The organism is Gemmobacter sp. 24YEA27 (genome assembly GCF_030052995.1).
Lineage (GTDB): Bacteria > Pseudomonadota > Alphaproteobacteria > Rhodobacterales > Rhodobacteraceae > Pseudogemmobacter.
Genome location: NZ_JASJPW010000001.1, coordinates 2,332,125 through 2,354,655, shown reverse-complemented (window position 1 = coordinate 2,354,655; position 22,531 = coordinate 2,332,125). Strand labels below are relative to the sequence as shown.

General features: G+C 62.3%; 19 protein-coding genes and 4 pseudogenes. 16 read left to right on the top strand and 7 right to left on the bottom strand.

The genetic code is table 11. From position 1 onward, the window contains the following. Nucleotides 1-172: 172 nt before the first annotated feature. On the bottom strand, nucleotides 173-1,318 hold the full coding sequence (locus QNO18_RS11770) for a type III PLP-dependent enzyme (RefSeq protein WP_249495660.1): 1,146 nt from the start codon (nucleotides 1,316-1,318) through the stop codon (nucleotides 173-175). Between the two features lie 210 nt (nucleotides 1,319-1,528). Here QNO18_RS11770 and QNO18_RS11765 point away from each other — a divergent pair, with 210 nt between their 5' ends. The 13 genes and pseudogenes from QNO18_RS11765 to QNO18_RS11705 all read left to right on the top strand — a co-directional run bounded on the left by QNO18_RS11765 (nucleotide 1,529) and on the right by QNO18_RS11705 (nucleotide 13,574). Continuing rightward, on the top strand, nucleotides 1,529-1,960 hold the full coding sequence (locus tag QNO18_RS11765) for an Lrp/AsnC family transcriptional regulator (RefSeq protein ID WP_092897328.1): 432 nt from the start codon (nucleotides 1,529-1,531) through the stop codon (nucleotides 1,958-1,960). A gap of 27 nt (nucleotides 1,961-1,987) precedes the next feature. Next, nucleotides 1,988-2,765, top strand: a pseudogene (gene rlmJ / locus QNO18_RS11760) (23S rRNA (adenine(2030)-N(6))-methyltransferase RlmJ). Nucleotides 2,766-2,942: 177 nt separating this feature from the next. Continuing rightward, nucleotides 2,943-3,382, top strand: a pseudogene (locus QNO18_RS11755) (TerB family tellurite resistance protein). After that, on the top strand, nucleotides 3,379-4,143 hold the full coding sequence (locus tag QNO18_RS11750; RefSeq protein ID WP_283177805.1) for a PhnD/SsuA/transferrin family substrate-binding protein: 765 nt from the start codon (nucleotides 3,379-3,381) through the stop codon (nucleotides 4,141-4,143). Before QNO18_RS11755 ends, QNO18_RS11750 begins: the two are co-directional and overlap by 4 nt. A 199-nt stretch (nucleotides 4,144-4,342) precedes the next feature. Next, nucleotides 4,343-5,112, top strand: a pseudogene (locus tag QNO18_RS11745) (amino acid ABC transporter ATP-binding protein). A gap of 7 nt (nucleotides 5,113-5,119) precedes the next feature. Beyond that, nucleotides 5,120-5,830: an ABC transporter substrate-binding protein gene (locus QNO18_RS11740; RefSeq protein ID WP_283177804.1), complete on the top strand. Its 711-nt coding sequence runs from the start codon at nucleotides 5,120-5,122 to the stop codon at nucleotides 5,828-5,830. 49 nt (nucleotides 5,831-5,879) lie between these two features. Next, the gene (locus QNO18_RS11735; RefSeq protein WP_283177803.1) at nucleotides 5,880-6,593 is read left to right on the top strand and encodes a transporter substrate-binding domain-containing protein; all 714 of its coding nucleotides are present in this window, start codon (nucleotides 5,880-5,882) and stop codon (nucleotides 6,591-6,593) included. 181 nt (nucleotides 6,594-6,774) lie between these two features. Then, nucleotides 6,775-7,656 carry an ABC transporter permease subunit gene (locus QNO18_RS11730; RefSeq protein WP_198836346.1) on the top strand — a complete coding sequence of 294 codons (882 nt, stop codon included), beginning with the start codon at nucleotides 6,775-6,777 and terminating at the stop codon, nucleotides 7,654-7,656. Further along, nucleotides 7,653-8,483: an ABC transporter permease subunit gene (locus tag QNO18_RS11725; protein ID WP_283177802.1), complete on the top strand. Its 831-nt coding sequence runs from the start codon at nucleotides 7,653-7,655 to the stop codon at nucleotides 8,481-8,483. Before QNO18_RS11730 ends, QNO18_RS11725 begins: the two co-directional genes overlap by 4 nt. Nucleotides 8,484-8,711: 228 nt before the next feature. Further along, nucleotides 8,712-10,045, top strand: a pseudogene (locus QNO18_RS11720) (glutamine synthetase family protein). A 93-nt stretch (nucleotides 10,046-10,138) separates the two neighbouring features. Then, a complete protein-coding gene (locus tag QNO18_RS11715) occupies nucleotides 10,139-10,852 on the top strand; it encodes a type 1 glutamine amidotransferase (RefSeq protein WP_283177801.1) in 714 nt (237 codons plus the stop codon). Between the two features lie 35 nt (nucleotides 10,853-10,887). Then, nucleotides 10,888-12,243, top strand: coding sequence for a glutamine synthetase family protein (locus QNO18_RS11710; RefSeq protein WP_283177800.1), 1,356 nt, complete (start codon nucleotides 10,888-10,890; stop codon nucleotides 12,241-12,243). Next, nucleotides 12,243-13,574 carry an FAD-binding oxidoreductase gene (locus QNO18_RS11705; protein WP_283177799.1) on the top strand — a complete coding sequence of 444 codons (1,332 nt, stop codon included), beginning with the start codon at nucleotides 12,243-12,245 and terminating at the stop codon, nucleotides 13,572-13,574. Before QNO18_RS11710 ends, QNO18_RS11705 begins: the two co-directional genes overlap by 1 nt. 109 nt (nucleotides 13,575-13,683) lie before the next feature. On the opposite strand, the gene QNO18_RS11700 is transcribed toward QNO18_RS11705, so the two are convergent. From QNO18_RS11700 to betI, 4 genes are all read right to left on the bottom strand, one after another. Beyond that, a complete protein-coding gene (locus tag QNO18_RS11700; protein WP_198836351.1) occupies nucleotides 13,684-13,923 on the bottom strand; it encodes a DUF465 domain-containing protein in 240 nt (79 codons plus the stop codon). Between the two features lie 82 nt (nucleotides 13,924-14,005). Next, a complete protein-coding gene (betA, locus tag QNO18_RS11695; RefSeq protein ID WP_283177798.1) occupies nucleotides 14,006-15,655 on the bottom strand; it encodes a choline dehydrogenase in 1,650 nt (549 codons plus the stop codon). Between the two features lie 117 nt (nucleotides 15,656-15,772). Next, a complete protein-coding gene (gene betB / locus QNO18_RS11690; protein ID WP_283177797.1) occupies nucleotides 15,773-17,227 on the bottom strand; it encodes a betaine-aldehyde dehydrogenase in 1,455 nt (484 codons plus the stop codon). Next, nucleotides 17,224-17,811, bottom strand: a complete 588-nt coding sequence (gene betI / locus QNO18_RS11685) for a transcriptional regulator BetI (RefSeq protein ID WP_283177796.1) — start codon at nucleotides 17,809-17,811, stop codon at nucleotides 17,224-17,226. The genes betB and betI overlap by 4 nt, the downstream gene beginning before the upstream one ends. Before the next feature lie 145 nt (nucleotides 17,812-17,956). Between betI and choX the strand changes: the two genes are divergently transcribed. From choX to choV, 3 genes are all read left to right on the top strand, one after another. Then, on the top strand, nucleotides 17,957-18,886 hold the full coding sequence (gene choX, locus QNO18_RS11680) for a choline ABC transporter substrate-binding protein (protein ID WP_198836355.1): 930 nt from the start codon (nucleotides 17,957-17,959) through the stop codon (nucleotides 18,884-18,886). A gap of 171 nt (nucleotides 18,887-19,057) precedes the next feature. Next, nucleotides 19,058-19,924, top strand: coding sequence for a choline ABC transporter permease subunit (gene choW / locus QNO18_RS11675; protein WP_283177795.1), 867 nt, complete (start codon nucleotides 19,058-19,060; stop codon nucleotides 19,922-19,924). Then, the gene (gene choV, locus QNO18_RS11670) at nucleotides 19,921-20,952 is read left to right on the top strand and encodes a choline ABC transporter ATP-binding protein (protein ID WP_283177794.1); all 1,032 of its coding nucleotides are present in this window, start codon (nucleotides 19,921-19,923) and stop codon (nucleotides 20,950-20,952) included. Before choW ends, choV begins: the two co-directional genes overlap by 4 nt. A 158-nt stretch (nucleotides 20,953-21,110) precedes the next feature. On the opposite strand, the gene phoB is transcribed toward choV, so the two are convergent. Together phoB and phoU are read right to left on the bottom strand one after the other, a co-directional pair. After that, nucleotides 21,111-21,803 carry a phosphate regulon transcriptional regulator PhoB gene (gene phoB, locus QNO18_RS11665; RefSeq protein WP_092897294.1) on the bottom strand — a complete coding sequence of 231 codons (693 nt, stop codon included), beginning with the start codon at nucleotides 21,801-21,803 and terminating at the stop codon, nucleotides 21,111-21,113. 26 nt (nucleotides 21,804-21,829) lie between these two features. Next, nucleotides 21,830-22,531 (bottom strand): phosphate signaling complex protein PhoU, encoded by a 702-nt coding sequence (gene phoU, locus QNO18_RS11660; RefSeq protein WP_283177793.1) that lies wholly within the window; start codon nucleotides 22,529-22,531, stop codon nucleotides 21,830-21,832.

Sequence of the window (22,531 nt, the reverse complement as noted above, 5' to 3'; positions counted from 1 at the left end):
AAAAAGCGCGTGAGGAAAGCACGCAGGCCTATGATGCTGTCCTTTCCGGGCAATCCCTTGCGGGCGGCCCTGCCGGGCCAATGTCCTGGAAAAGACTAGCCCCGCCGCAGGTTTTGTCCAGCGGCGGGGCGTGCAGAAGGTGCGGAAATCACGTCAGATTGTCAGCGCAGGCTCAGATCGCAAGGGACAGGACAGTCGCCATCTGCAATTCGCCAAAACCGTTGAAACGGCTGTTCGTGACGACCGAATAAGACCCCATGCCATGCAGCACGACGAAATCGCCTTCCTCGGCATCAACCGGGAAAGCCATCTCGCCCGGCAGACGGTCGACCGAATCGCAGGTCGGGCCAAAGGTGATGCGCGGGCTCGGATCGCCTGTCCGCAGAACGCCCTCCGGCGAGATTACCTGAAGCCGGTCGATCATACCGATCTGCGGCATCTCATTCAGCGAGCCATAGACCCCGTCATTGAGAAAGACATGGGCATCGTCGCGGATCGCCTTAATGCGGGCGACCAGGGTGAAAGCATCACCACAAAGCGCGCGACCCGGCTCACAGACAAGCGCCGGACGGCCCTCGCCGAACGCCTCATCGGCGGTGCGGCCGATGGCGGCGAAGATCGCGTCATAGTCGGGCATCACTGCCGAAAGGCGATGATTCGGGAAGCCACCGCCGACATTGAGGCGCGCGATCTTCACACCGGCCTCAGATGCGATCTCAGCCGCCTTGCGGATATAGGTCGCCCAGGCTTCCGGATCGGTGCATTGGGTGCCCGGATGGAAGGTCAGCGAGGGGATATAACCGGCCCCGGCCACGGTTTTCAGCAGGTCCACCGCCAGCTCGGCCGTCGCACCAAATTTCGCGCCGAAATTATAGGCCGCGCCGCCGACCGGCAGCTTGAACCGGACCGAGATCTCGCAGCCCTCCGCCGGAACCAGCGCGATCAGCTTCACGAGTTCAGAGCGCGAATCGACGCTGTAGCTTTTGACGTTTTTCGCAACCGCATGCGCGATCTCGGCGCGCGAGCGAACCGGGTTGTGGTAATGGATCGCCGCATCCGGCACGAGATCGCGGATCAGGTCGATTTCAAAAGGCGAGGCACAGTCAAACCCGCGGATCCCGGCAGCTGCCAGGTTCTCGACCATTTCTTCGCCCGGGTTCGACTTCACCGCATAGGTGACCAGCCCGGGGAAGCCCTGGAGAAAGCGTCGCGCCGCGGCCTGAGCCACGCTGGGCGCGAAAAAAAGGACCGGATTTTCAGGCTGATGCAGCCGGATGAATTCGGTCGGATTGTTGAAGATCGTCCGTGAAAGTCCCATCGGCGTTTCCCTTTCAGCCAACAAGACGCTTCGCCCTTCCCCTGCATTCCGGGTCGGGCACCTGCGTGGTTTAAAGAAACCAGGCCAGGTGCGTATGAGCCGCCCTTTTCCTGCCAGAAGGATGCTGCATATGTGTGACAATCTCACCGAACAAAACTATAGAAATGACTGAAATCATCGTTATTATGACGATACGGGGAGACAAACTGCATGGATGATCTCGACAGAAGCCTGATCGGCCTTCTCAGCGCTGATGCGCGGATCTCGGTGGCGACGCTGGCGCGGCGTCTGAAAGTGGCGCGTTCGACGATCCAGGCCAGGCTTGAGCGGCTGGAAAACACAGGAATCATAGCAGGTTACACGCTGAAACTGGGCGAGGCCGCACGCGAAGGGCGGCTGCGGGCTTCGGTGCTGGTGACGATCGAGCCGCGCGGTCAGGCCGCGATTCTGACCCGGCTGAAATCGATCCATGAGGTCGAGAAGGTCTATACGACATCGGGCCGGTTCGATCTTTTGCTGCAGATCTCCTGCCCCAATACACAGATCCTCGATCAGGTGCTGGATCAGATCGGCGCGATGACAGGCGTGAAAAGCTCGGAAAGCCTGATCCACCTCTCGACCCGCATCGACCGGGCGGTGTAAGGCGGGCGCTGAACCAGGGGGCCTGTCATGCTGTCATATCAACACGCTTTTCACGCCGGGAACCTGGCCGATGTGCAAAAACACGCGCTGCTGGCCTGGGTGCTGGATTACATGGTGCAAAAGGACAAGCCGGTTTCCTATATCGAGACCCATGCCGGGCGCGGCCTCTACCGGCTCTCCGGCCCCGAAGCGCTGAAAACCGGCGAGGCCGCGCAGGGGATCGGGCGGCTGGCGGATGCCTTCCCGAAGGCCACCCCTATCCCGAGCGGCTGGAAGAAACCCGTGCGATGTTCGGCGCCGATGCCTATCCCGGCTCGCCCCTGATCGCGGCGCTTGGGCTGCGCGAGACCGACAGGCTGCATCTGGCAGAGTTGCATCCCCAGGAAAATGCGGCGCTGAAAGAGGTACTTGGCTCCTGGGGCGCGCATATCCGCAAGGAAGACGGCTTTGATTTCGCGCTGTCTCTGACTCCACCGACGCCGCGGCGCGGGCTGATGCTGGTCGATCCGCCCTATGAGGTGAAATCCGACTACGACCATATTCCCAAGTTTTTCGCGCAAGTCTCGCGGAAATGGAATGTGGGGGTCCTGATGCTCTGGTATCCGATCCTGCGGGATGCGCCGCATGTGCCGATGCTCAGGACGCTGGCGGCGCAGTTCCCCGATGCCCTGCGCCACGAGCTGCGCTTTCCCCCGCCCGCGAAGGCCATCGGATGATCGGGACGGGCATGTTCATCGTGAACCCGCCTTTCGGCATCGAAACCGAGACCGCGCGCCTTGACGGCATCTTCGCCGATCTGGGCTGAACGCGCGGAGGGGCCAGCCCCCTCGCGGCAAAGCCGCTCACCCCCGGGATATTTAGAGACAGATGAAGGAGCTTTTCATCTGTCCCTTAAATATCCCCGCCGGAGGCTCCCGCAGCTGTCAGAACCGCGGGGTTACGGCGCTGGCGCGGGACTTATCTTCACGCTACTCTCGCGGGCATGATTCAGAACCTTCTGCGCCATTTGCTGGCCCCCGCCCCGAGCCCCTGAAAGATACCGATGCCCGGCTGGCGCTTGCGGCGCTTCTGGTCCGGCTGGCCCGCACTGACGGCCTATATGCCATTGAAGAGGTGGAGCGCATCGACCGGATCCTGATGACCCGTTACGAGCTGGACGCTTTCGCCGCAGCCGCGCTCAGGACCGAGGCCGAGGCGGTGGAGGCCGAGGCGCCGGACACTGTCCGTTTCACGCGCGCCCTCAAATCCGCCACCTCGCCCGAAGAACGCGGCGAGCTTATGCAGGCGCTTTGGTCGGTAGCCCTGGCCGATGGCAGCCGCGATCCGGATGAGGACCGGCTGTTGCGCATGGTGTCGAGCCTCTTCGGCCTTTCCGATGTCGAAAGCGCCGAAGCACGGCAGCGGGCGGAGCGCAGCCTGTGATTGCCGCGCTTGGCATGTATGATACCGGGCGGACCGAAGGTGCGAATGACCGGCTCTGGACGCTGATCCGCGAGGGGCTGCGCGCGCGCGGGATTGCCGCGCCAGAGGCGCTGACGCGCGGGGACGGCGCTTATATGGCGGGCTGGCTTTCCCCAGATCTCGTGTTGGCGCAATGCTGCGGCTACCCGTTTCGCGCGCGGCTCAGAGGCCGGGTGACGCTGATCGGGGCGGGAGATCACCGCCTGGCCGGAACCCCTGCCGGGCAGTACCATTCGGTTCTGGTCGCCCGGGACGATGACCCGCGCACGGATTTTACCGATTTCGACGGTGCGGCTTTTGCCTGGAATGACGATCTCTCACAATCAGGCTGGGCGGCGCCGGCGCATCATGCGGCACAGTCTGGCATCAGGCTTATACCGGCCTGGCGCAGCGGCGGCCACCGCGCCTCGGCCCGGGGGGTGCGCGCTGGAAAGGCCGATCTCGCGGCGCTTGATGCCGTGACCTGGGCGATCATGTGCGAGGATGGCAGCGGCGACGCCGCCGGGCTGAAAGAGATCGGCCGTACCGGGGCCACCCCTGCCTTACCTTTCATCGCGGGGAAGGATCTCGATGCGGAGGCGGTTTTTGCGGCGCTTGACGCTGCGATCCGGGGCCTGACGAATGAGGACCGTGCGGTTTTGCATCTCTACGGGCTTGTCACCGTCCCTGAGGCGGATTACCTCGCGGTGCCCGATCCCGGCCCGCCCGTCCCTGCAGCCTGATCCGATTCTCCGATCAGACAGATTGCCGCAACTCAGACGACGGATTGCCGGAATGCGGGCGCAGGATGCTGCAAAACCACGTTGCAAACCGCGCAGATCTGCGTCCTACTGACAGAATTATACCTGCGACCTGTCATAGGGCGACCCGACAAAAAGACGGGCGCGGGCGAAAAGTACAACAGGGGAAGATATCAGGTTTATGGCAGAGGTGCCCGTAATCGAGATCCGGGGCTGCATAAGTCCTATGGCCCGCTCGAAGTGCTCAAAGGTGTCGATCTTGTCGCGCCGCGTGGTCATGTGATCTCGCTGATCGGCTCTTCGGGTTCGGGGAAATCCACGCTGTTGCGTTGTTGCAATCTGCTGGAAGACAGCCAGCAGGGTGATGTGAAATTTGAAGGCGAAGCCGTGCGCTGGAAGGGCGAAGGTCTGCGCCGCCACCCGGCCGACCGCGCCCAGGTCACCCGCATCCGCACCAATCTTTCGATGGTCTTCCAGCAGTTCAACCTCTGGGCCCATATGACGATTCTCCAGAATGTCATGGAGGCGCCGGTCACGGTGATGAAGCGCGACCCGGCCGAGGTCGAGGCGAAAGCGCGCGAATATCTCGCCAAGGTGGGCATTGCCGACAAGGCCGATGCCTGGCCGGCGCAGCTTTCGGGCGGCCAGCAGCAGCGTGCCGCCATCGCCCGCGCCCTGTGCATGGAGCCGCGCGCGCTTTTGTTCGACGAGCCAACCTCGGCGCTTGACCCCGAACTGGAGCAGGAGGTCATCAAGGTGATCCGGGCGCTGGCCGATGAGGGCCGCACCATGATCCTTGTGACCCATGATATGAAGCTGGCCTCCGATTGCTCGGATCATGTGATCTTCCTTCACCAGGGGCGGATCGAAGAGGAAGGTGCCCCGTCGCAGCTTTTCGGCCAGCCAAAATCGGAACGCCTGCGCGGCTTCCTTTCGGCGACGATGGTCTGACCGGGCCATGTCCTGCATTGCCACCATCTCCGCCATCACCGCCAGCATCTGGCTCGCCTCGACCGGCGAGGACCGGGTGCTGGTGATCGGCACCGAAGACACGTTTCCGCCCTATATCCTGCGCGATGATGCGGGGTCGCTTTCGGGCTTTGATTACGAGGTGATGGCCGAGATCTGCAACCGGACGCATCATGACTGCCAATGGGAGGTCGCGCAATTCGGCGAGCTGATCCCGGGCGTCGCCGAGGGGCGATTCGATGTGGTGCTGGGCGGCATGGCGATCACGCCGGAGCGCCGCGCGGTGGTGGATATGTCGATCCCCTATACCTTTGGCAATTCTCTGGAATGGTTTGTCGGCTATGCCGCAGCGCCGCCGCCAGACGCGGCCCGGATCGCGGTCGAGGCGGGCACCATGCATGAAACATGGCTGCGCAAGGAAAAGCTGGATTACCGGTCTTATACATCAGAGCCGGCGGTGCTGAACGCCGTCGCCCGGGGCGCGGCCGACCTGGCACTCGGGCCCTTTTCAGGCCGCACCGATCTTGAGACGCTGATCGCCGGCCAGGGCCTGGAATATGTCTACAGCCAGGAGATCCCCGATGAGGGCACCGGCATAGCCGTGTGCAAAGGGAATGCGCTCAAGGCCGAAATTGACAGCGCCATCGCGGCGATGGAAGCCGATGGCACGCTCGACTCTCTTCACGACACCTGGTTCTGACCCCCGGAACCGGCATAAAACCCAGAAAAGCAACCTTCGGGAGATGACAATGAAGAAACTGCTGCTTGCGACCGCCCTCACCGCGCTTGGCGCCGGTGTAGCTGCTGCCGATCCGGTGCGGATCGCCACCGAGGGCGCCTATGAGCCCTATAACCTCATCAATGACAAGGGCGAGCTGGACGGGTTCGAGATCGTGCTTGGCAATGAGCTGTGCAAGCGCGCCGGGCTGGAATGTATCTTCGTCAAGAATGACTGGGATTCGATCATCCCGAACCTGCAATCGGGCAATTACGATGCCATCATGGCCGGCATGTCGATCACCGACGAGCGCCGCGAAAAGATCGCCTTCTCGGAAAACTACACCCAGCCCGCGCCTTCGTCCTATGCCGCGATGTCGGCTGACACGCCGATCGACAGCGGTGTGATCGCGGCGCAGACCGGCACCATCCAGGCGGCGCATGTGGCGGCTTCGGGCGCCAAGCTCCTTGAATTTGCAACGCCCGACGAGACCATTGCCGCAGTGCGCAATGGTCAGGCAGCTGCGGTCATGGCCGATGAAGATTATCTTCTGTCGCAAATCGGCGATGGGCTGGAGATCATCGGCGATGATGTGCTGCTTGGCGACGGCATCGGCATCGGGCTGCGCAAATCCGACACCGAGCTGAAGGCAAAATTCGACGCGGCCATCCAGTCGATGAAGGCCGATGGCTCGCTCAACAAACTGACGGATGAGTGGTTCGACGGCAATTACACGCCGTTCTGATCCGGGCCTCGCCCGCGTGATCTCCGGGAGGGCTGAGGCCTTCCCGGACCCGCGCGGGCATCCCTTTCGCGCCTTGCGCCTGGTCGCCCAGACCGGGGCAAGGTGCCCCTCCTCACCCGTCTGCCACTGGTCAGCCGCATTGTGAATGCCCTGACCGGAGCCGCCGCGCCAGGGCAAGCCCATGTTCGAATTCTGCGCCGATCCAAAGACCATCGAAGGGCTGAGCTGGCTTTCCTGCTATCTCACCACGCCCAAACATATGGAGTTCTATTTCTCCTTCCTGACGGTGATGGCGCTCTTGCTGGTGACCGCCCCGGCAGCGCTGGCCTTTGGCTTTGGCGGTGCCATGGCGGCGCGGTCGCATATCGCGCCGATCCGGTGGCTCGGCAAGATCTACACCGCCATGGTGCGCGGTGTGCCAGATATCGTCTTTTTCCTGTTCTTCGTCATCGCGCTGGATCAGGGGATCGAATGGCTGATGCATCAGGTCCGGTGTCCGGACTGGTCTGAACCCATCCGTCAGGGGCTTGAATTCCGCGTCTGCCCGGCGGCGAAAGTGCCGCCCAATAACGCGTCGCTCTTTGTGCACCAATCCTATGCCTTCCTGCTGGCCGTGCTGACATTTGCCATTGTTTTCGGGGCTTTCGCGGCCAATGTTCTGAAAGGTGCGATGGATGCCGTGCCGCGCGCCCAGATCGAAACCGCCGAGGCCTATGGCCTCTCGCCGCGTCAGACCTTCCGCCGCATTCTGGTGCCGCAGATGTGGACCTATGCCCTGCCCGGCCTGTCAAATCTCTGGCTGATCCTGATCAAGGCGACGCCCTTGCTGTTCCTTCTGGGGATCCAGGACATCGTCTATTGGGCGCGCGAGCTGGGCGGGTCGAAATCCGCGCGGTTCGATTATCCGCATGGTGACTGGCGGCTTTATTACTTCCTTGGCCTGCTGGTCTTCTACCTCGCGCTGACCCGGGTCTCCGAGATTGGCCTCGGCCGCCTTACCCGCCGCCTTTCGCATGGCCAGGCCACCCGCGCCGGCGAAACCCTCAGGAAGGATGCGGCATGACTTGCTGGGACACTGTTCAGGCCTATTGGCTGCGCTCGCTGGGCTTTGGCGAAAATGCACTGCCCATCACCAATATCTCGCTTTGCGATCAGTTCGTGCTGATCGGGTCCGGGATGCTGTGGAACCTCTATTTCGGCCTGCTGGCGCTGTCCCTCGGCTTTGTTTTCGCCGTCGGCCTCGCCATGGCCAAGGCCTCGCGCCATAAATGGATCCGCAAGCCCGCCGGGTGGTATATCTTCATCTTTCGCGGCTCGCCGCTCTTCATCCAGTTCTTCCTCGTGTATTTCTTCATCACCACCGTGCTGCGCGGCTCGGTCGATGTATTTGGGCTCTTCACCCTCCCGACCGCCTGGCTGGCCAATGCTTGGGCGGGGGCGGCCCTCACCCTTTTCCTCAACACCTCCGCCTATAGTGCCGAGATCTTCTACGGCGCGCTGATGACCGTGCCGAAAGGCGATCTCGAGGCCGCCGATGCCTATGGTATCACCGGGCGCGACCGGTTTTTCCGCATCGAATGGCCGACCATGCTGCGGCTCGGCTGGCCCGCCTATACCAATGAGGCGATCTTTCTGTTCCACGCCACGACGCTGGTGTTCTTCTCAGGTTTCCCGGCGTTTCAGCAACGCGGCGACGCGCTCTATTACGCGAATTACTTCGCCGACAAGACCTTCAACCCCTTTGTCCCCTATCCGATCGTCGCCTTCTATTTCATCCTCCTGACACTCACGCTGATCGGGATCTTCGGCCTGGTGAACAGCCGGCTGAACCGTCACCTCCCCTCGCATCAGAAGAAAAGAATTCGCTTGCGTCCTCAGTTGATCCGCTAGTATCCTATATTTGATCAAATTATCCGGGCACCCGCCCGGACCCGCTCGACCACAGCGTTTCAATCGGGGCCATATGCCCGGCGGGAGAGGCGATCAAACCAAGGGAAGGACCAGGGCATGGTCCGGCTCCTTGCGCATCTTGTGGGCCGGCCGTCTTCCGGGATTGTCGCCAGGCCACCACGAGCGATGGCGCGGGGACGCGTCCATGCTTGCTGGTTTTAATCAATGATGAAGGACTGGCTCAGAAAACATCCGCAGGTCCGCACGATTCGTGTGGCTGCGGCTGATCTCAACGGGCAGGCGCGCGGTAAGCGCGTTCCGGCGCGCTTCGCCGATAATGTGGTGAAAAGCGGCGTTCGTTTCCCCTATTCCGTCTTGAACCTCGACATCTGGGGGGAAGATATCGACGACAGCCCGCTGGTGTTTGAAGAGGGCGACCAGGACGGCACCCTGCGCCCGACCGAGCGTGGTTTCATGCCGATGCCCTGGCTGGAAAGCCCTTCGGCTTTGCTGCCGATCTGGATGTACCGCGAAAACGGCAAACCCTATGAGGGCGATCCGCGCCATGCTTTGCGCGCAGTGGTCGACCGCTATAAGGCACGCGGCCTGACGCCGGTCTGCGCGATGGAGCTGGAGTTTTTCCTGATCGACGATTCCGGCAAGACGATGCAGGTGCCGCTTTCGCCCCGTTCCGGCAAACGCCGCAAGGCGGCCGAGGCGCTGTCGATCCGCGCGCTGGACGCGTTCGACGTCTTCTTCACCGATCTCTATGACGCCTGCGAGGCGATGGATATCCCGGCGGATACCACGACTTCGGAAACCGGGCTTGGCCAGTTCGAAGTCAACCTGATGCATTGCGACGACGCGCTGCGCGCCGCAGATGATGCCTGGTTCTTCAAGATGCTGGTCAAGGGCCTCGCGCGCCGTCACGGCTTTGCTGCATCGTTCATGGCAAAGCCCTATGCCGATTATTCGGGCTCGGGTCTGCATACGCATTTCTCGGTGCTGGACCAGAAGGGCGATAATATCTTCGATTCCGGTGGCCCCAAAGGCACTGCCGTCCTGCGCCATGCCGTGGCAGGTTGCCTTGAGGCGATGCATGATTCGACCCTGCTTTTTGCCCCCCATGCCAACAGCTTCGACCGGCTGGTGCCCGATGCCCATGCGCCCACCGCGATCTGCTGGGGTTATGAGAACCGCACCGCTGCGATCCGTATTCCCTCGGGCAATCCGGCGGCGCGGCGGATCGAGCATCGCGTGGCGGGGGGGATGTGAACCCCTATCTGATGCTTGCGGCCATCCTTGGCGCGGCGCTTTCGGGCATCGAAGACGGCAAGGAACCCGTCGCGCCGATCAGCGGCAATTCCTATGCACTTGACCTGCCGCAGATCCCTACTACCTGGCAGGGGGCCATCGACGCTTTTGAATTCTCGCCACATGTGGCGCGCTTCCTGCCGCCCGAGCTGATCGCCAATATGGTCATGACCAAGCGCCAGGAGCTGCATTACACCGCCGAGCTTTCGCCCGAGGAACTGGTCGAGCTTTATCTCGATACCGTATGATCTGAACCGCGATACAGTCCGGCCCCCCTTGACCAGAGGCGGGGCCGCACCCACCATCCTAATGACCGCAACTTCGTGACCCAGAGCGCCCCAATGATCATCGGCATCCTGCAAACCGGGGCCTCCCCCGACGCCCTTAAACCCAGCATGGGCGACTATCCCGATTTCTTCGAACGCCTGCTCGCGGATCGCGGGCTGGAATTCCGCCGCTTCACCGTGATGGAGATGGATTTCCCGAAATCCGTCCATGACTGCGACGGCTGGCTGATCACCGGCTCGCGCTTTGGCGCCTATGAGGATCACCCGTTCATCAAACCGCTCGAGGCCTTTATCCGCGAGGCCTATGCCGAACATGTGCCGGTCGTCGGCATCTGCTTCGGCCATCAGATCATCGCCCAGGCGATGGGCGGCCGCGTCGAGAAATACAAAGGCGGCTGGTCGGTCGGCCCGACCGATTACCATTTCGGGTCCGGCCCTGAGGCGGAGACCATCACACTGAACGCCTGGCACCAGGATCAGGTGGTGGAAAAGCCCGAAATGGCCGCGGTCATCGCCTCGACCGATTTTTGCTCCAATGCCGGGCTTTTATATGATGACCGCATGTTCACCGTGCAGCCGCATCCGGAATTCAGGAAAGAGTTCATCGAAGGTCTGATCAAATACCGCGGCCCGGGGCTGGTGCCTCAAGAAACACTCGATGCCGCGACCGAGAAGATCGACGCCCCCCTTGGCACGACGAAAATGGCGGAAAGGATCGCGGATTTCTTTCTCTCTCACCAGACAAGGGCCGCTCAGCGCCGCGCATGAAGCGCAGGCCGGGGCCCCAAACCAGAGTGTGAAACATGTCCAACTGGACGGAAAAACTGCCCAAGGCAGCACGGGACTATATCGGCAAGCGTCGCGTCGATGAGGTGGAATGCGTGATCGGCGATATTGCCGGCGTGGCACGCGGCAAGGCGATGCCTGCCGCGAAATTCGCAAAACAAACCAATTACTTCCTGCCCAATTCCATTTTCCTGCAGACCATCACCGGTGAATGGGCCGACAGCCCGTTTGATGCCTTCACCGAGCCGGATATGATCCTTGAGCCCGACTGGTCCACCGCAACCGCCGCGCCCTGGACCGCCGATATCACGCTCCAGGTGATCCATGATGCGAAAGATCAGCAGGGCAATCTGGTGCCGTTCTCGCCGCGCAATGTGCTGCGCCGCATCGTGGGTCTTTACGAGGCCCAGGGCTGGAGGCCGGTTGTCGCGCCCGAGATGGAATTCTTCCTGACCGCGCGCAATATCGATCCCAATATGCCGGTGATCCCGCCCATGGGCCGCACGGGGCGCCGTGCCGCCGGGAAACAGGCCTACAGCCTTTCCGCCATCGACGAATATGGCAAGGTGATCGACGATATCTATGATTTCGCCGAAGCCCAGGGCCTGGAGATCGACGGAATATTGCAGGAAGGCGGCGCCGGGCAGATCGAACTGAACCTTGCGCATGGCGACCCGATTGAACTGTCGGACCATGTGTTCTTCTTCAAACGCCTGATCCGTGAAGCTGCCTTGCGCCATGATTGTTTTGCGACCTTCATGGCCAAGCCCATCGCGGGCGAGCCGGGATCTGCCATGCATATCCACACTTCGGTCGTGGATGTGAAAACCGGCAAGAACATTTTCTCCGCCGCCAAAGGCGCCGAGACGCCGGAATTCAACCATTTCATCGCCGGGATGCAGAACCATATGGGGGCGGCGATCGCGCTGATGGCGCCCTATGTGAACTCTTACCGCCGTTACGTCCCGGATTTCGCGGCGCCGATCAATCTGGAATGGGGCCGCGACAACCGCACCACCGGGCTGCGCGTCCCGATTTCGGGCCCCGCCGCGCGCAGGATCGAAAACCGCCTGCCGGGGATGGATTGCAACCCCTATCTCGGCATCGCGGCGACTTTGGCCTGCGGCTATCTCGGGCTGATGGAGAAGAAAGCCGCGCGCCCGGAATTCACCGGATCGGCCTATATCGATTCGGATGAGATCCCGGTCAACCTTGGCGATGCACTGGATCTTCTGGATGAGGACGTGGCGCTGAAAGACGTGATGGGCGTCGATTTCGTCAAATGCTACGATTCGGTGAAACGCAACGAATACAAAGAGTTCCTCCAGGTCATCAGCCCGTGGGAGCGTGAGCATCTGCTCCTGAACGTGTGATGGCGGTCAATCTTCTGCACGCCAATGACCGGCAAGGGCACTATCCCGACAGCTGGTATGCGGCGACCCGTGTCGCACTTGCGCCCTTCCCGCGCGCCACGGGCGAAATCCGTGCCGATGTCTGCGTGGTGGGGGCCGGTTATACCGGCCTCTCAAGCGCGCTGCATCTGGCGCAAAAGGGGCTGAAAGTCGTGGTGCTCGAGGCGCATCGCGTCGGTTTTGGTGCCTCGGGCAGGAATGGCGGCCAGGTCGGCTCCGGGCAGCGTCAGGACCAGGACTGGCTGGAAAAGCACGCCGGGCGTGAAAACGCACGGCGCCTCTGGGATATGGCGCAGGACGCCAAGGCGCTTGTGCGTGACCTGGCATCAGAAATGGAGGGGGTCGCCTACCGCCCCGGCATCGCCCATGCCTGCTGGCATGAGAGCGAAGTTGATCACGCGCAGCGTTACGCCGAAAAGCTTGCCCGGGATTACGATTACCACGAGGTCGAGCCCCTCGACCGCGAGGGCCTGCGCGCGCTTGTGGGGTCTGAGGCGTTCAAAGGCGGCGATATCGACCGCGGGGCCGGCCATATCCATGCGCTGAATTTCGTGATCGGCCTCGCAAAGCTGGCAGTGGCCGCCGGGGTGCAGATTTTCGAGGAAAGCGAAGTCACCAGGCTGATCTATGGCGATAAGCCGGTCGCCGAAACGGCCCAGGCCCGCGTCACTTGTGACCACATGGTGCTGGCGGTGAATGGCTATGTCGGCAGCCTGGAAAAGACCATCGCGGCGCGGGTGATGCCGATCAACAATTTCGTTGTGGCAACCGAGCCGCTGGGCGCGCGCGCGCGCGAGGTCCTGGCCGAGCCCATTGCGGTGCATGACACCAAATTCGTGGTAAATTACTGGCGCCTGTCAGAAGATGACCGGCTGATCTTTGGCGGTGCAGAAAGCTACGGCTACCGTTTCCCGGATGTGGCGAAGGTGGTCCGCAAACCGCTTTTGGAGATCTATCCGCAGCTTGCAGACACGAAGATCGACTACGCCTGGGGCGGCACGCTGGCGATCACCGTCAACAGGATGCCGTGCTTCGCGCGACCGGCGAAAAATGTGCTCTCGGCCTCGGGCTATTCCGGCCATGGCGTCGCGCTGGCGACACTTGCGGGCAAGATGATTGCCGAAGCGGTTGCCGGCGAGGCCTCCGGGCAGGCGGGGGGAAAACCAAGGGGCGGCTTTGATCTGCTGGCAGACCTGCCGCATCGTCGCTTTCCGGGCGGCCAGGCGCTGCGCTGGCCCCTGCTGGTCACCGCCATGACCTGGTTCTCGCTGCGCGACCGGCTGGGCTGGTGACAATGTGCCCTGCGCGCTGCAGGGGCTGGTGGGCATAAGAATGACAACGGGCGGGGCATGATGGCCCCTGCCCGTTTTCCGTTCAGAGCCGTCTACGGCGCCCGGATCCTTACTGGTCCTGGATCATCGCATAAATCTGATCTTTGATGCGCGAGCGCGACCGGCGCAGCGCATCCTCATGGTCTTCCGACACGGTGTCGATCCGCGTCTCGGCACGGTGAACCTGATCATTCACCGTATCATACTCCTCAAGCAGCTTCGCGAAACGGGGATTCGAGACTTTCAGCTCGGTGATGCGCGCCTCTTTGCCCGGAAATTCCTCTTGCAGCGTATGCGGTGTGTTCGACATCGGCAGTCTCCTTCTTCCGTGTTGAGAAGAGGTTAAAACATATGCCATCACACCACTTTGACGCTGATCAAATAAGTAAAATTCAGCGTTGGCTGCTCGCCCAGGCGGGATTTATCCAGGGCTCGTTGTTCAGCGCCGGCAAGGGCTGACGGCCCAGGATATGATCGGCGGCCTTTTCACCGGTCATGATCGAGGGGCCGTTGAGATTGCCATTGGTCACCTGGGGAAAGATCGAGCTGTCGGCAAGGCGCAGCCCTTCGACCCCGATCACCCGGCATTCCGGGTCGACCACCGCCATCGGGTCATCGCGCCGCCCCATCCGGGCGGTGCCGCAGGGGTGATAGGCGCTTTCGGCATGTTCGCGGATGAAGGCGTCGATCTCGGCATCACTCCCGACACCCGGGCCAGGCTGGTTCTCGGATTTCACATATTGCGCCATGGGATCCTGCGCGAAAATCTCCCGCGTAAGCCGCACACAGGCGCGGAAATCGACCCAGTCATCGGGGTCCGACATGTAGTTGAAGCGGATCACCGGCGCATCTTCGGGGCGGGCCGAACGCAAGGTCACCGAGCCGCGCGATTTCGACCGCATCGGCCCGACATGCACCTGGAACCCATGGCCGCCCGCCGCCGCTTTGCCGTCATAGCGCACGGCAATGGGCAGGAAATGGTACTGAATATCGGGATATTCGACGCCTGCGCGCGATCGGATGAAACCGCAGGCCTCGAACTGGTTCGACGTGCCCGGGCCGCGCCCAAGGAACAGCCAGTTCGCGCCGACCCAGGCTTTGCCGAACAGGTTCCAGTATTTATAAAGCGTAATCGGCTGCGTCGCCTGGAATTGCATATAGATCTCCATATGGTCCTGGAGATTTGCACCGACACCTGGCCGGTCGGCCAGAACTTCGATCCCGTGTTCTTTCAGATGTGCCGCCGGGCCGATCCCGGACAGCATCAGGAGCTTTGGCGAATTGAGCGATGAGGCGGCGAGGATCACTTCCGAACCCGCGCGGATCACCTGACGCCCGGCCTTTGTATCGACCTCGACGCCCACCGCGCGGCCATTCTCGATCACCACCTTACGGGCGAGGCCGCGGATAACCTGCAGATTTCCGGTCTTCAGCGCCGGTTTCAGATAGGCATTGGCCGCCGACCAGCGCCGGCCTTTCCAGATCGTCGCCTCCATCGGGCCAAAGCCCTCCTGCTGGCGGCCGTTGTAATCCTGTGTCACCGGATAGCCGGCCGCCGCCCCGGCCTCGATAAAGGCGTCAAACAGCGGATTGTCACGCGGACCCCGGGTGATGTGCAGCGGGCCATCGGTGCCGCGCCATTCCGGCCCCTCGCCGCCATGGGAATGTTCCATCCGTTTGAAATACGGGAGCACATCTGCATAAGACCAGCCATCCGCGCCCATCGCCGCCCAGGTGTCGTAATCTCTGGCATGGCCGCGCACATAGACCATGCCGTTGATCGAGGAAGAGCCCCCGATCACCTTGCCGCGCGGGGTCGCCAGAACGCGCCCACCCAGATGCGGCTCGGGCTCGGATTTCAGGCCCCAGTCGTAAATGCCCATATTCATGGGATAAGACAGCGCGCCCGGCATCTGGATGAAGGGCCCGAAATCCGATCCGCCATGTTCGATCACCGTTACCCGCTTGCCGGCTTCGGTCAGGCGATACGCCATGGCGCAACCCGCTGACCCCGCCCCCACGATGACATAATCCGCGACCATCTTCTTACCTCCGGCCGGACAAGCCCTCACCGCCTGCCGGAACGGGGTCCGACAGCCGGGCCAGGCGCCCTCTGTTTCATCGATGTTCCGGGATCTGCGACCCGGCGCCTGTTCCGCTCAGTAAGGCGCGTCGACCGGGCCAAGACCCAGATAGACCGACTTTACCTGAGAGTAATGTTCGACAGCCGCATGGCCGTTTTCGCGCCCGACTCCCGACAGTTTCGACCCGCCAAAAGGCGCCTCTACCGGCGTCAGGTTATAGGCGTTGATCCAGCAGGTGCCGGCCTCAAGTTCTGCAATCACGCGATGCGCGCGGGCGATATCTTTGGTAAAGACCCCTGCGGCGAGGCCGAATTCGGTCGCATTGGCGCGGGTGATCACCTCGTCCTCGGTCTCGAAATCAAGAACCGCCATCACCGGGCCGAAGACCTCTTCGCGCGCGATCTCCATCTGATCTGTGACATCGGCAAAGACCGTGGGTTCAACAAACCAGCCATCATTCGAGGCACCGCGCCCGCCGCCGGTGACCAGCTGCGCGCCTTCGGATTTTGCCCTTGCGATAAAGCCCGTGACTTTCTCCAGTTGGGCCTGCGAAACCAGCGGTCCCATCTGGGTGTCGTCCTCCTGCGGATCGCCCATACGGATCAGCCGGGACCGTTCGGCCAGACGCGCGAGGAAGCGGTCTTTCAGCCCCTTTTGCACGAAAACCCTTGTGCCATTGGAACAGACCTGCCCTGCCGAATAGAAATTGGCGAGCATCGCCGCGCCGACCGCATCCTCAAGGCTCGCGTCGTCAAAAATGATCAGGGGCGATTTGCCGCCAAGCTCCATCGTGACGTGACGCAGCCCTTCGGCGGCTTTGGCATAGACCTTTTGCCCGGTAGGAACCGAGCCGGTCAGCGAGACCTTGGCCACGCGGCTGTCAGAGATCAGGCTGGCGCCGACCGCGCCCCTGCCCTGCAGCACATTGAAAAGCCCGGCCGGAAGACCCGCCTCAATGAAGATCTCCGCCAGCCTCAAAGCACCAAGGGGCGTGACTTCGGACGGTTTGAACACCATCGCATTGCCCATCGCCAGCGCCGGGGCCGATTTCCAGCAGGCGATCTGGCTGGGATAATTCCAGGCGCCGATACCGACACAGACGCCCAGGGGTTCGCGGATCGTATAGACCATGTCCTGACCCAGCGGGATCGTCTCGCCCGTCACGGTGGGCGCGAGGCCTGCAAAATATTCCAGCGCATCCGCGCCCGAAGGCCAGTCAGCGACCCGCGTTTCCTGGATCGGCTTGCCGGTATCGAGGGTCTCAAGCTGCGCCAGTTCCTCGCCGCGCTCGCGGATGATCGCGGCCGCGCGGGTCAGCACCCGGGCGCGTTCGACCGGGCGCATGCGGCGCCATTCCTTCTGTGCGCGCGCGGCAGATGCCACCGCCTGTTCGACCAGAGCGGGCGTTGCCTCATGCAAAAGCGCGATCACCTCGCCGGTGCCGGGATAGATCACCTGGATCTCTGCGCCTGCCATATCCTCGACATATGCGCCGCCGATGAAATGGCTGGCTTTCGGTTGCGCCTTCATGCCCTGTCTTTCCTTCCAAGTTCCGCATCCAGATAGGCCAGCGCCATCCGCGCCGCCCTCGCCCCATCCGGCGTGCCCTTTTTCAGGACCTCGCGCAGATAGAGCCCGTCAATCATCGCGCCAAGCGCCTCGGCCAGTTCGCCGGCCCGGCTACCCGCCAGCCCGCGCAGCGGCGCCAGCAGATTCGACCTGAGCCGCCCCTGATAAATCGCCAGCAAACGCCGTGCGCCGTCAGATGTCTGGGCCAGAACCCAGAAATTCAGCCAGGCCCCGACCACCTCGCGGCGAAAATTTCCAGGGCTGAAAGAGGCCCGCAAAATCGCCCTGACCCGTGCCTCGTCGCCCTCGGCCACCGCAAGCGCACCGCGCACCTCGGCGCCGTAAAGCGACAGGATATGGCGCATCGCCGCGAGGAAGATTTCTTCTTTGGACCCAAAGTAATGATGCGCCAGCGCCGAAGACATGCCGGCCCGTTTCGCGATCTGACTGACCGTCACATCCAGCGAGCCGGTGCGCCCGATCTCGACAATGGTGGCTTTGATCAGCGCATCCTTTCGGATAGGCTCCATTCCAAGCTTCGGCATCCGCCCATATCCAACAAAACTCTTGCCATATGGGAAAAGCATGAAGTTTATTGACTCGTCAATCAACAATAACTTTTAAATGACACCACCTGACAGACCGGCCGACAGACTGGCCCGCAAACTGTCCAACAGACCGGGAGCCGAAATGACCCTGCGTTCCATCTTCCTCGCCAGTGCCGCAACCCTCACCCTTTCCGGCGCCGCCCAGGCGGCAGGCTGCGACAAAATCGTTTTCTCAGATGTCGGCTGGACCGATATCACCGCAACCACCGCCGCCACGACCGAAGTGCTCAAAGCGCTCGGCTATGAGACCGAGGTCAAGATCCTCTCGGTCCCGGTCACCTATGCCGGCCTCGCCGAGGGCGATATTGATGTCTTCCTCGGCAACTGGATGCCGACGATGGAGGGCGATATCGCCTCCTACCGCGAGGCAGGCACCGTTGACACCGTGCGCACGAACCTCACCGGCGCGAAATATACCCTTGCGACCAATGAGGCCGGGGCGGCTGCGGGGATCTCGGATTTCTCGAATATCAAAGACCAGGCCGATGCGCTGGAAAGCAAGATCTACGGGATCGAGGCCGGCAATGACGGCAACCGCCTGATCCTCGACATGATCGGTGCCGACCAGTTTGGCCTTGGCAAATTCGATATCGTCGAAAGCTCGGAACAGGGCATGCTGGCCCAGGTGGAGCGCAACAGCGCGGCCAGTAAACCGATCGTCTTCCTCGCCTGGGAGCCGCATCCGATGAACTCGAACTTCAAACTGACCTATCTCTCGGGCGGTGATGATGTCTTCGGCCCGGATTTCGGCGGCGCTATCGTCAACACCAATACCCGTAAGGGCTATGTCGCCGAATGCCCCAATACCGGCAAGTTCCTCGAAAACCTGGAATTCTCGCTGGCGATGGAAAATGAGATCATGGGCGCGATCCTCAATGACAGCGCTGATCCCAATGAGGCGGCGAAAGCCTGGCTCAAAGCCAACCCCGACACCTGGAAGCCCTGGCTTGCCGGTGTGACCACCAAAGACGGCGGTGACGCAGTGGCGGCGGTCGAAGCCGGCCTGAACTGATGCAGCCAAGGGGCCGGGCCAGGCGCCCGGCCCTGCCCAACCGGCCCCCTGACGCACCGGCAAACCCGGCCGGGGCCGGCCCCTGACACCGCAGCCGGAGAGGGTCGCCTCAGGCGCACGCGCCGCCGCCCCCTGCTCCGGCCGCCCGGTTTCCTTCCTGGACAGGCAGCAATGGACTCATTCTTCGCCTCGGTTCTCGCCTTTTTCGGCTATGAGAAGATCGCAAAAATCCCCATCGGCGCCCTGGCGAAGACAGTGGTGGACTGGCTCAAGCTGAATCTCAGCTGGCTGTTCGACGCCATCAGTGACGCGCTGAGCTGGCTGATCAACAGCACGCTTGATGTGCTGCAATATCCGCATGCCCTGGTGGTGGTGGCGGCCTTCATGGCGCTGACCTGGTGGCGGCAAAGATCGTGGCAGCTTTGCCTGCTGGTCCTTTTTGGCTTTCTGTTCATCCTGAACCAGGGATATTGGAAGGAAACCACGCAAACCCTTGTTTTGTTGTTCTATTCCTGCATCACCTGCATGGCCATCGGCGTTCCCATCGGCATCGCCTGCGCGCATCGCCCAAAGCTCTATGCCGCGCTTTCGCCGGTGCTTGACCTGATGCAGACCCTGCCGACCTTCGTCTATCTGATCCCGGCGGTGGTGTTCTTCGGCCTTGGCATGGTGCCCGGGCTTCTGGCCACGGTCGTCTTCGTGCTGCCGGCCCCGATCAGGCTGACCTATCTTGGCGTGTCCTCGACCCCCCTCGCCCTGACCGAAGCGGCCACCGCTTTTGGCGCCACACCGCGCCAGAAGCTCCTCAAGGTCGAACTGCCCTGGGCGTTGCCGCAGATCATGGTGGGGCTCAATCAGACCATCATGCTGTCTTTGTCGATGGTGGTGATCGCGGCCATGGTCGGTGCCAATGGGCTTGGCATTCCGGTGGTGCGCGCCTTGCAGCAGGGCAATACCGCGCTCGGCTTTGAATCGGGGCTGATCATCGTGGTGGTCGCCGTCATGCTGGACCGTATGCTGCGGGTGAGACGCAAATGACCAGAAAAGCTGTAGAATTCGACCGCGTCTCAATCGTGTTCGGCGACCGGCCGGACCGCGCTTTGCCGCTGATGGACGAAGGCCTGTCCCGCGCCGAGATCCAGACCCGCACCGGCCAGGTGCTGGGGGTGCATGACTGCAGCCTGAGCGTGGCCGAGGGCGAGATCCTCGTGCTGATGGGCCTTTCGGGCTCGGGCAAATCAACGCTGCTCCGGGGCGTCAATGCGCTCAATCCGGTGGTGCGCGGCGAGGTCCGGGTCCATGATGGCAATCAGATGGTCTCGGTCACCAAGGCCAGCGCCGAAGGGCTGCGCGGCTTGCGTGCCAACCGCATCGCCATGGTCTTCCAGCAATTCGGCCTGCTGCCCTGGCGCAGCGTGCGCGACAATGTAGGCCTCGGCCTCGAACTTGCCGGGATCAGCCCGTCCGAGCGCCGCGACCGCGTCGACCGTCAGCTGAAACTGGTCAATCTCAGCCAATGGGCCGACCGCAAGGTGGGAGAGCTTTCGGGCGGTATGCAGCAGCGTGTCGGCCTTGCGCGCGCCTTTGTCACAGAAGCACCTATACTTCTGATGGACGAGCCCTTCTCGGCCCTCGACCCGCTGATCCGCGCCCATCTCCAGGACGAGCTCCTCGATCTTCAGGCAAGGCTGAAACGCACCATCATCTTCGTCAGCCATGACCTTGATGAGGCGTTCAAACTCGGCAACCGCATCGCTTTGATGGAGGGCGGACGCATCGTGCAATGTGGCACCGCACGCGAGATCATCGCAAACCCGGTCTCGGATTACGTCGCCGATTTCGTGGCCCATATGAACCCACTGGGCGTGCTGACCGCGCGAGATGTGATGGAGCCGGGCACCTCGCTCCCCGCCGGTCGCGAGATCCATCCCGAAATGCCGGTGCGCGATGTGATGGAGGCGATCACCTCCGGCACCGAAACCCTCGCCGTCATTGAGAATGGCGCGCGCCTCGGCACGATCCGCGCCAATGCGCTTCTTAGTAAACTGCTCAACCCGCGCGGCTGACCCTGCCCCGCGCTGCCTTTCCTCCTGACAAAAAATACGCCCGCCAGAGGCATCCAGCCGCAGCCAGAGCAAAGAAGAAGGGGCCCGCCGTTCCACCGGCAGGCCCTTCCCTCATTTCACCCTGACAAACCTATTCAGGCCTAAGGCAAAGCGCGCCCTCACCCAAGCGCGTAGCCCGCGCCGCGCACCGTCCTGACCGGATCATCGCCGCCGAACTGCATCAGCGATTTGCGCAGACGCCCGACATGGACATCCACCGTCCGCGTGTCGACATAGATGTCGCGACCCCAGACCCGGTCCAGAAGCTGCTCGCGCGACCAGACCCGGCCCGGTTTTTCCATCAGCGTGGTCAGGAGACGGAACTCGGTCGGCCCGAGCTTCAGCACCTTGTCCGAACGGTAGACCCGGTGCGTTTCCGGATCGAGCCGGATATCGCCATATTCCAGCACCACACCGGCGGTTGAAGGCCTCACCCGGCGCAGCTGGGCACGGGTGCGGGCCATCAGTTCCAGCACCGAATAGGGCTTGATGACATAATCATCCGCCCCGGTCTCAAGACCCCGGATCCGGTCCACCTCTTCGGCGCGGGCCGAGAGCATGATGATCGGGGTTGACCGGGTCTCGGGCCGCATCTTCAGCCGCCGGCACACTTCGATGCCGGAGAGTTTGGGCATCATCCAGTCGAGGATGATGATATCGGGCGCCTCTTCCTCGACAAGGATCAGGGCATCCTCGCCATTATCCGCCGGAACCACCCGGAAGCCTTCGGCGTCGAGGTTATAGGCGAGGACCTCCCGCTGCGCGGGCTCGTCCTCGACCAGAAGCACGGTCGGTCTGCCGTCCTGTGCCATTTGCTACTCCTTCCGTTCCGCGCGGCTCACACCGATTCGGATACGGCATCATGTTTCGGACGGTCGTCAGAGGGCAGCTCGCCCTCGACCAGATAAATCACCTGCTCAGCGATGCCGGTGGCGTGATCGCCAACGCGCTCGATGTTTTTCGCGATGAAATGCAGATGCATGCAGGCGGTGATGGTGCGCGGATCTTCCAGCATATAGGTCAGCAGCTGGCGGAAGAGACCGGAATACATCTGGTCGATTTCCTGATCGCGGGCGCGGATCTCGCGGGCGCGCACCGCATCGCGGGCGATATAGGCATCCAGCGCATCCGACATCTGCTGCACCACAAGCTTCGCCATCCGGCGCACCGTGCCGGTGGCGGTGCCCACAGGCGCCATGCCCATCAGAACGAGGCTGCGTTTCGCGAGGTTCTTCGCGTAATCGCCCGAGCGTTCCAGCGCGGTCGAAAGCCGCATCACCGTCAGGACGGTGCGCAGATCCGACGCCGCAGGGGCGCGCTGTGCGATGATCCGGGCACATTCGGTCTGGATCAGCTCTTCCAGCCCGTCGATTGCGCGGTCGCCCTGGCGCACCTTTTCCGCCAGCGCCTCATCGCGCAGTTCCAGCGCTTCCGCCGCATCGAGAAGCGCCTTCTCGACCAGACCGCCCATCTTCATCACCTGGGCCTGAACACCTTCCAGATCGCGATCGAAGGAAGAAACAATGTGACTGTCTTGCAT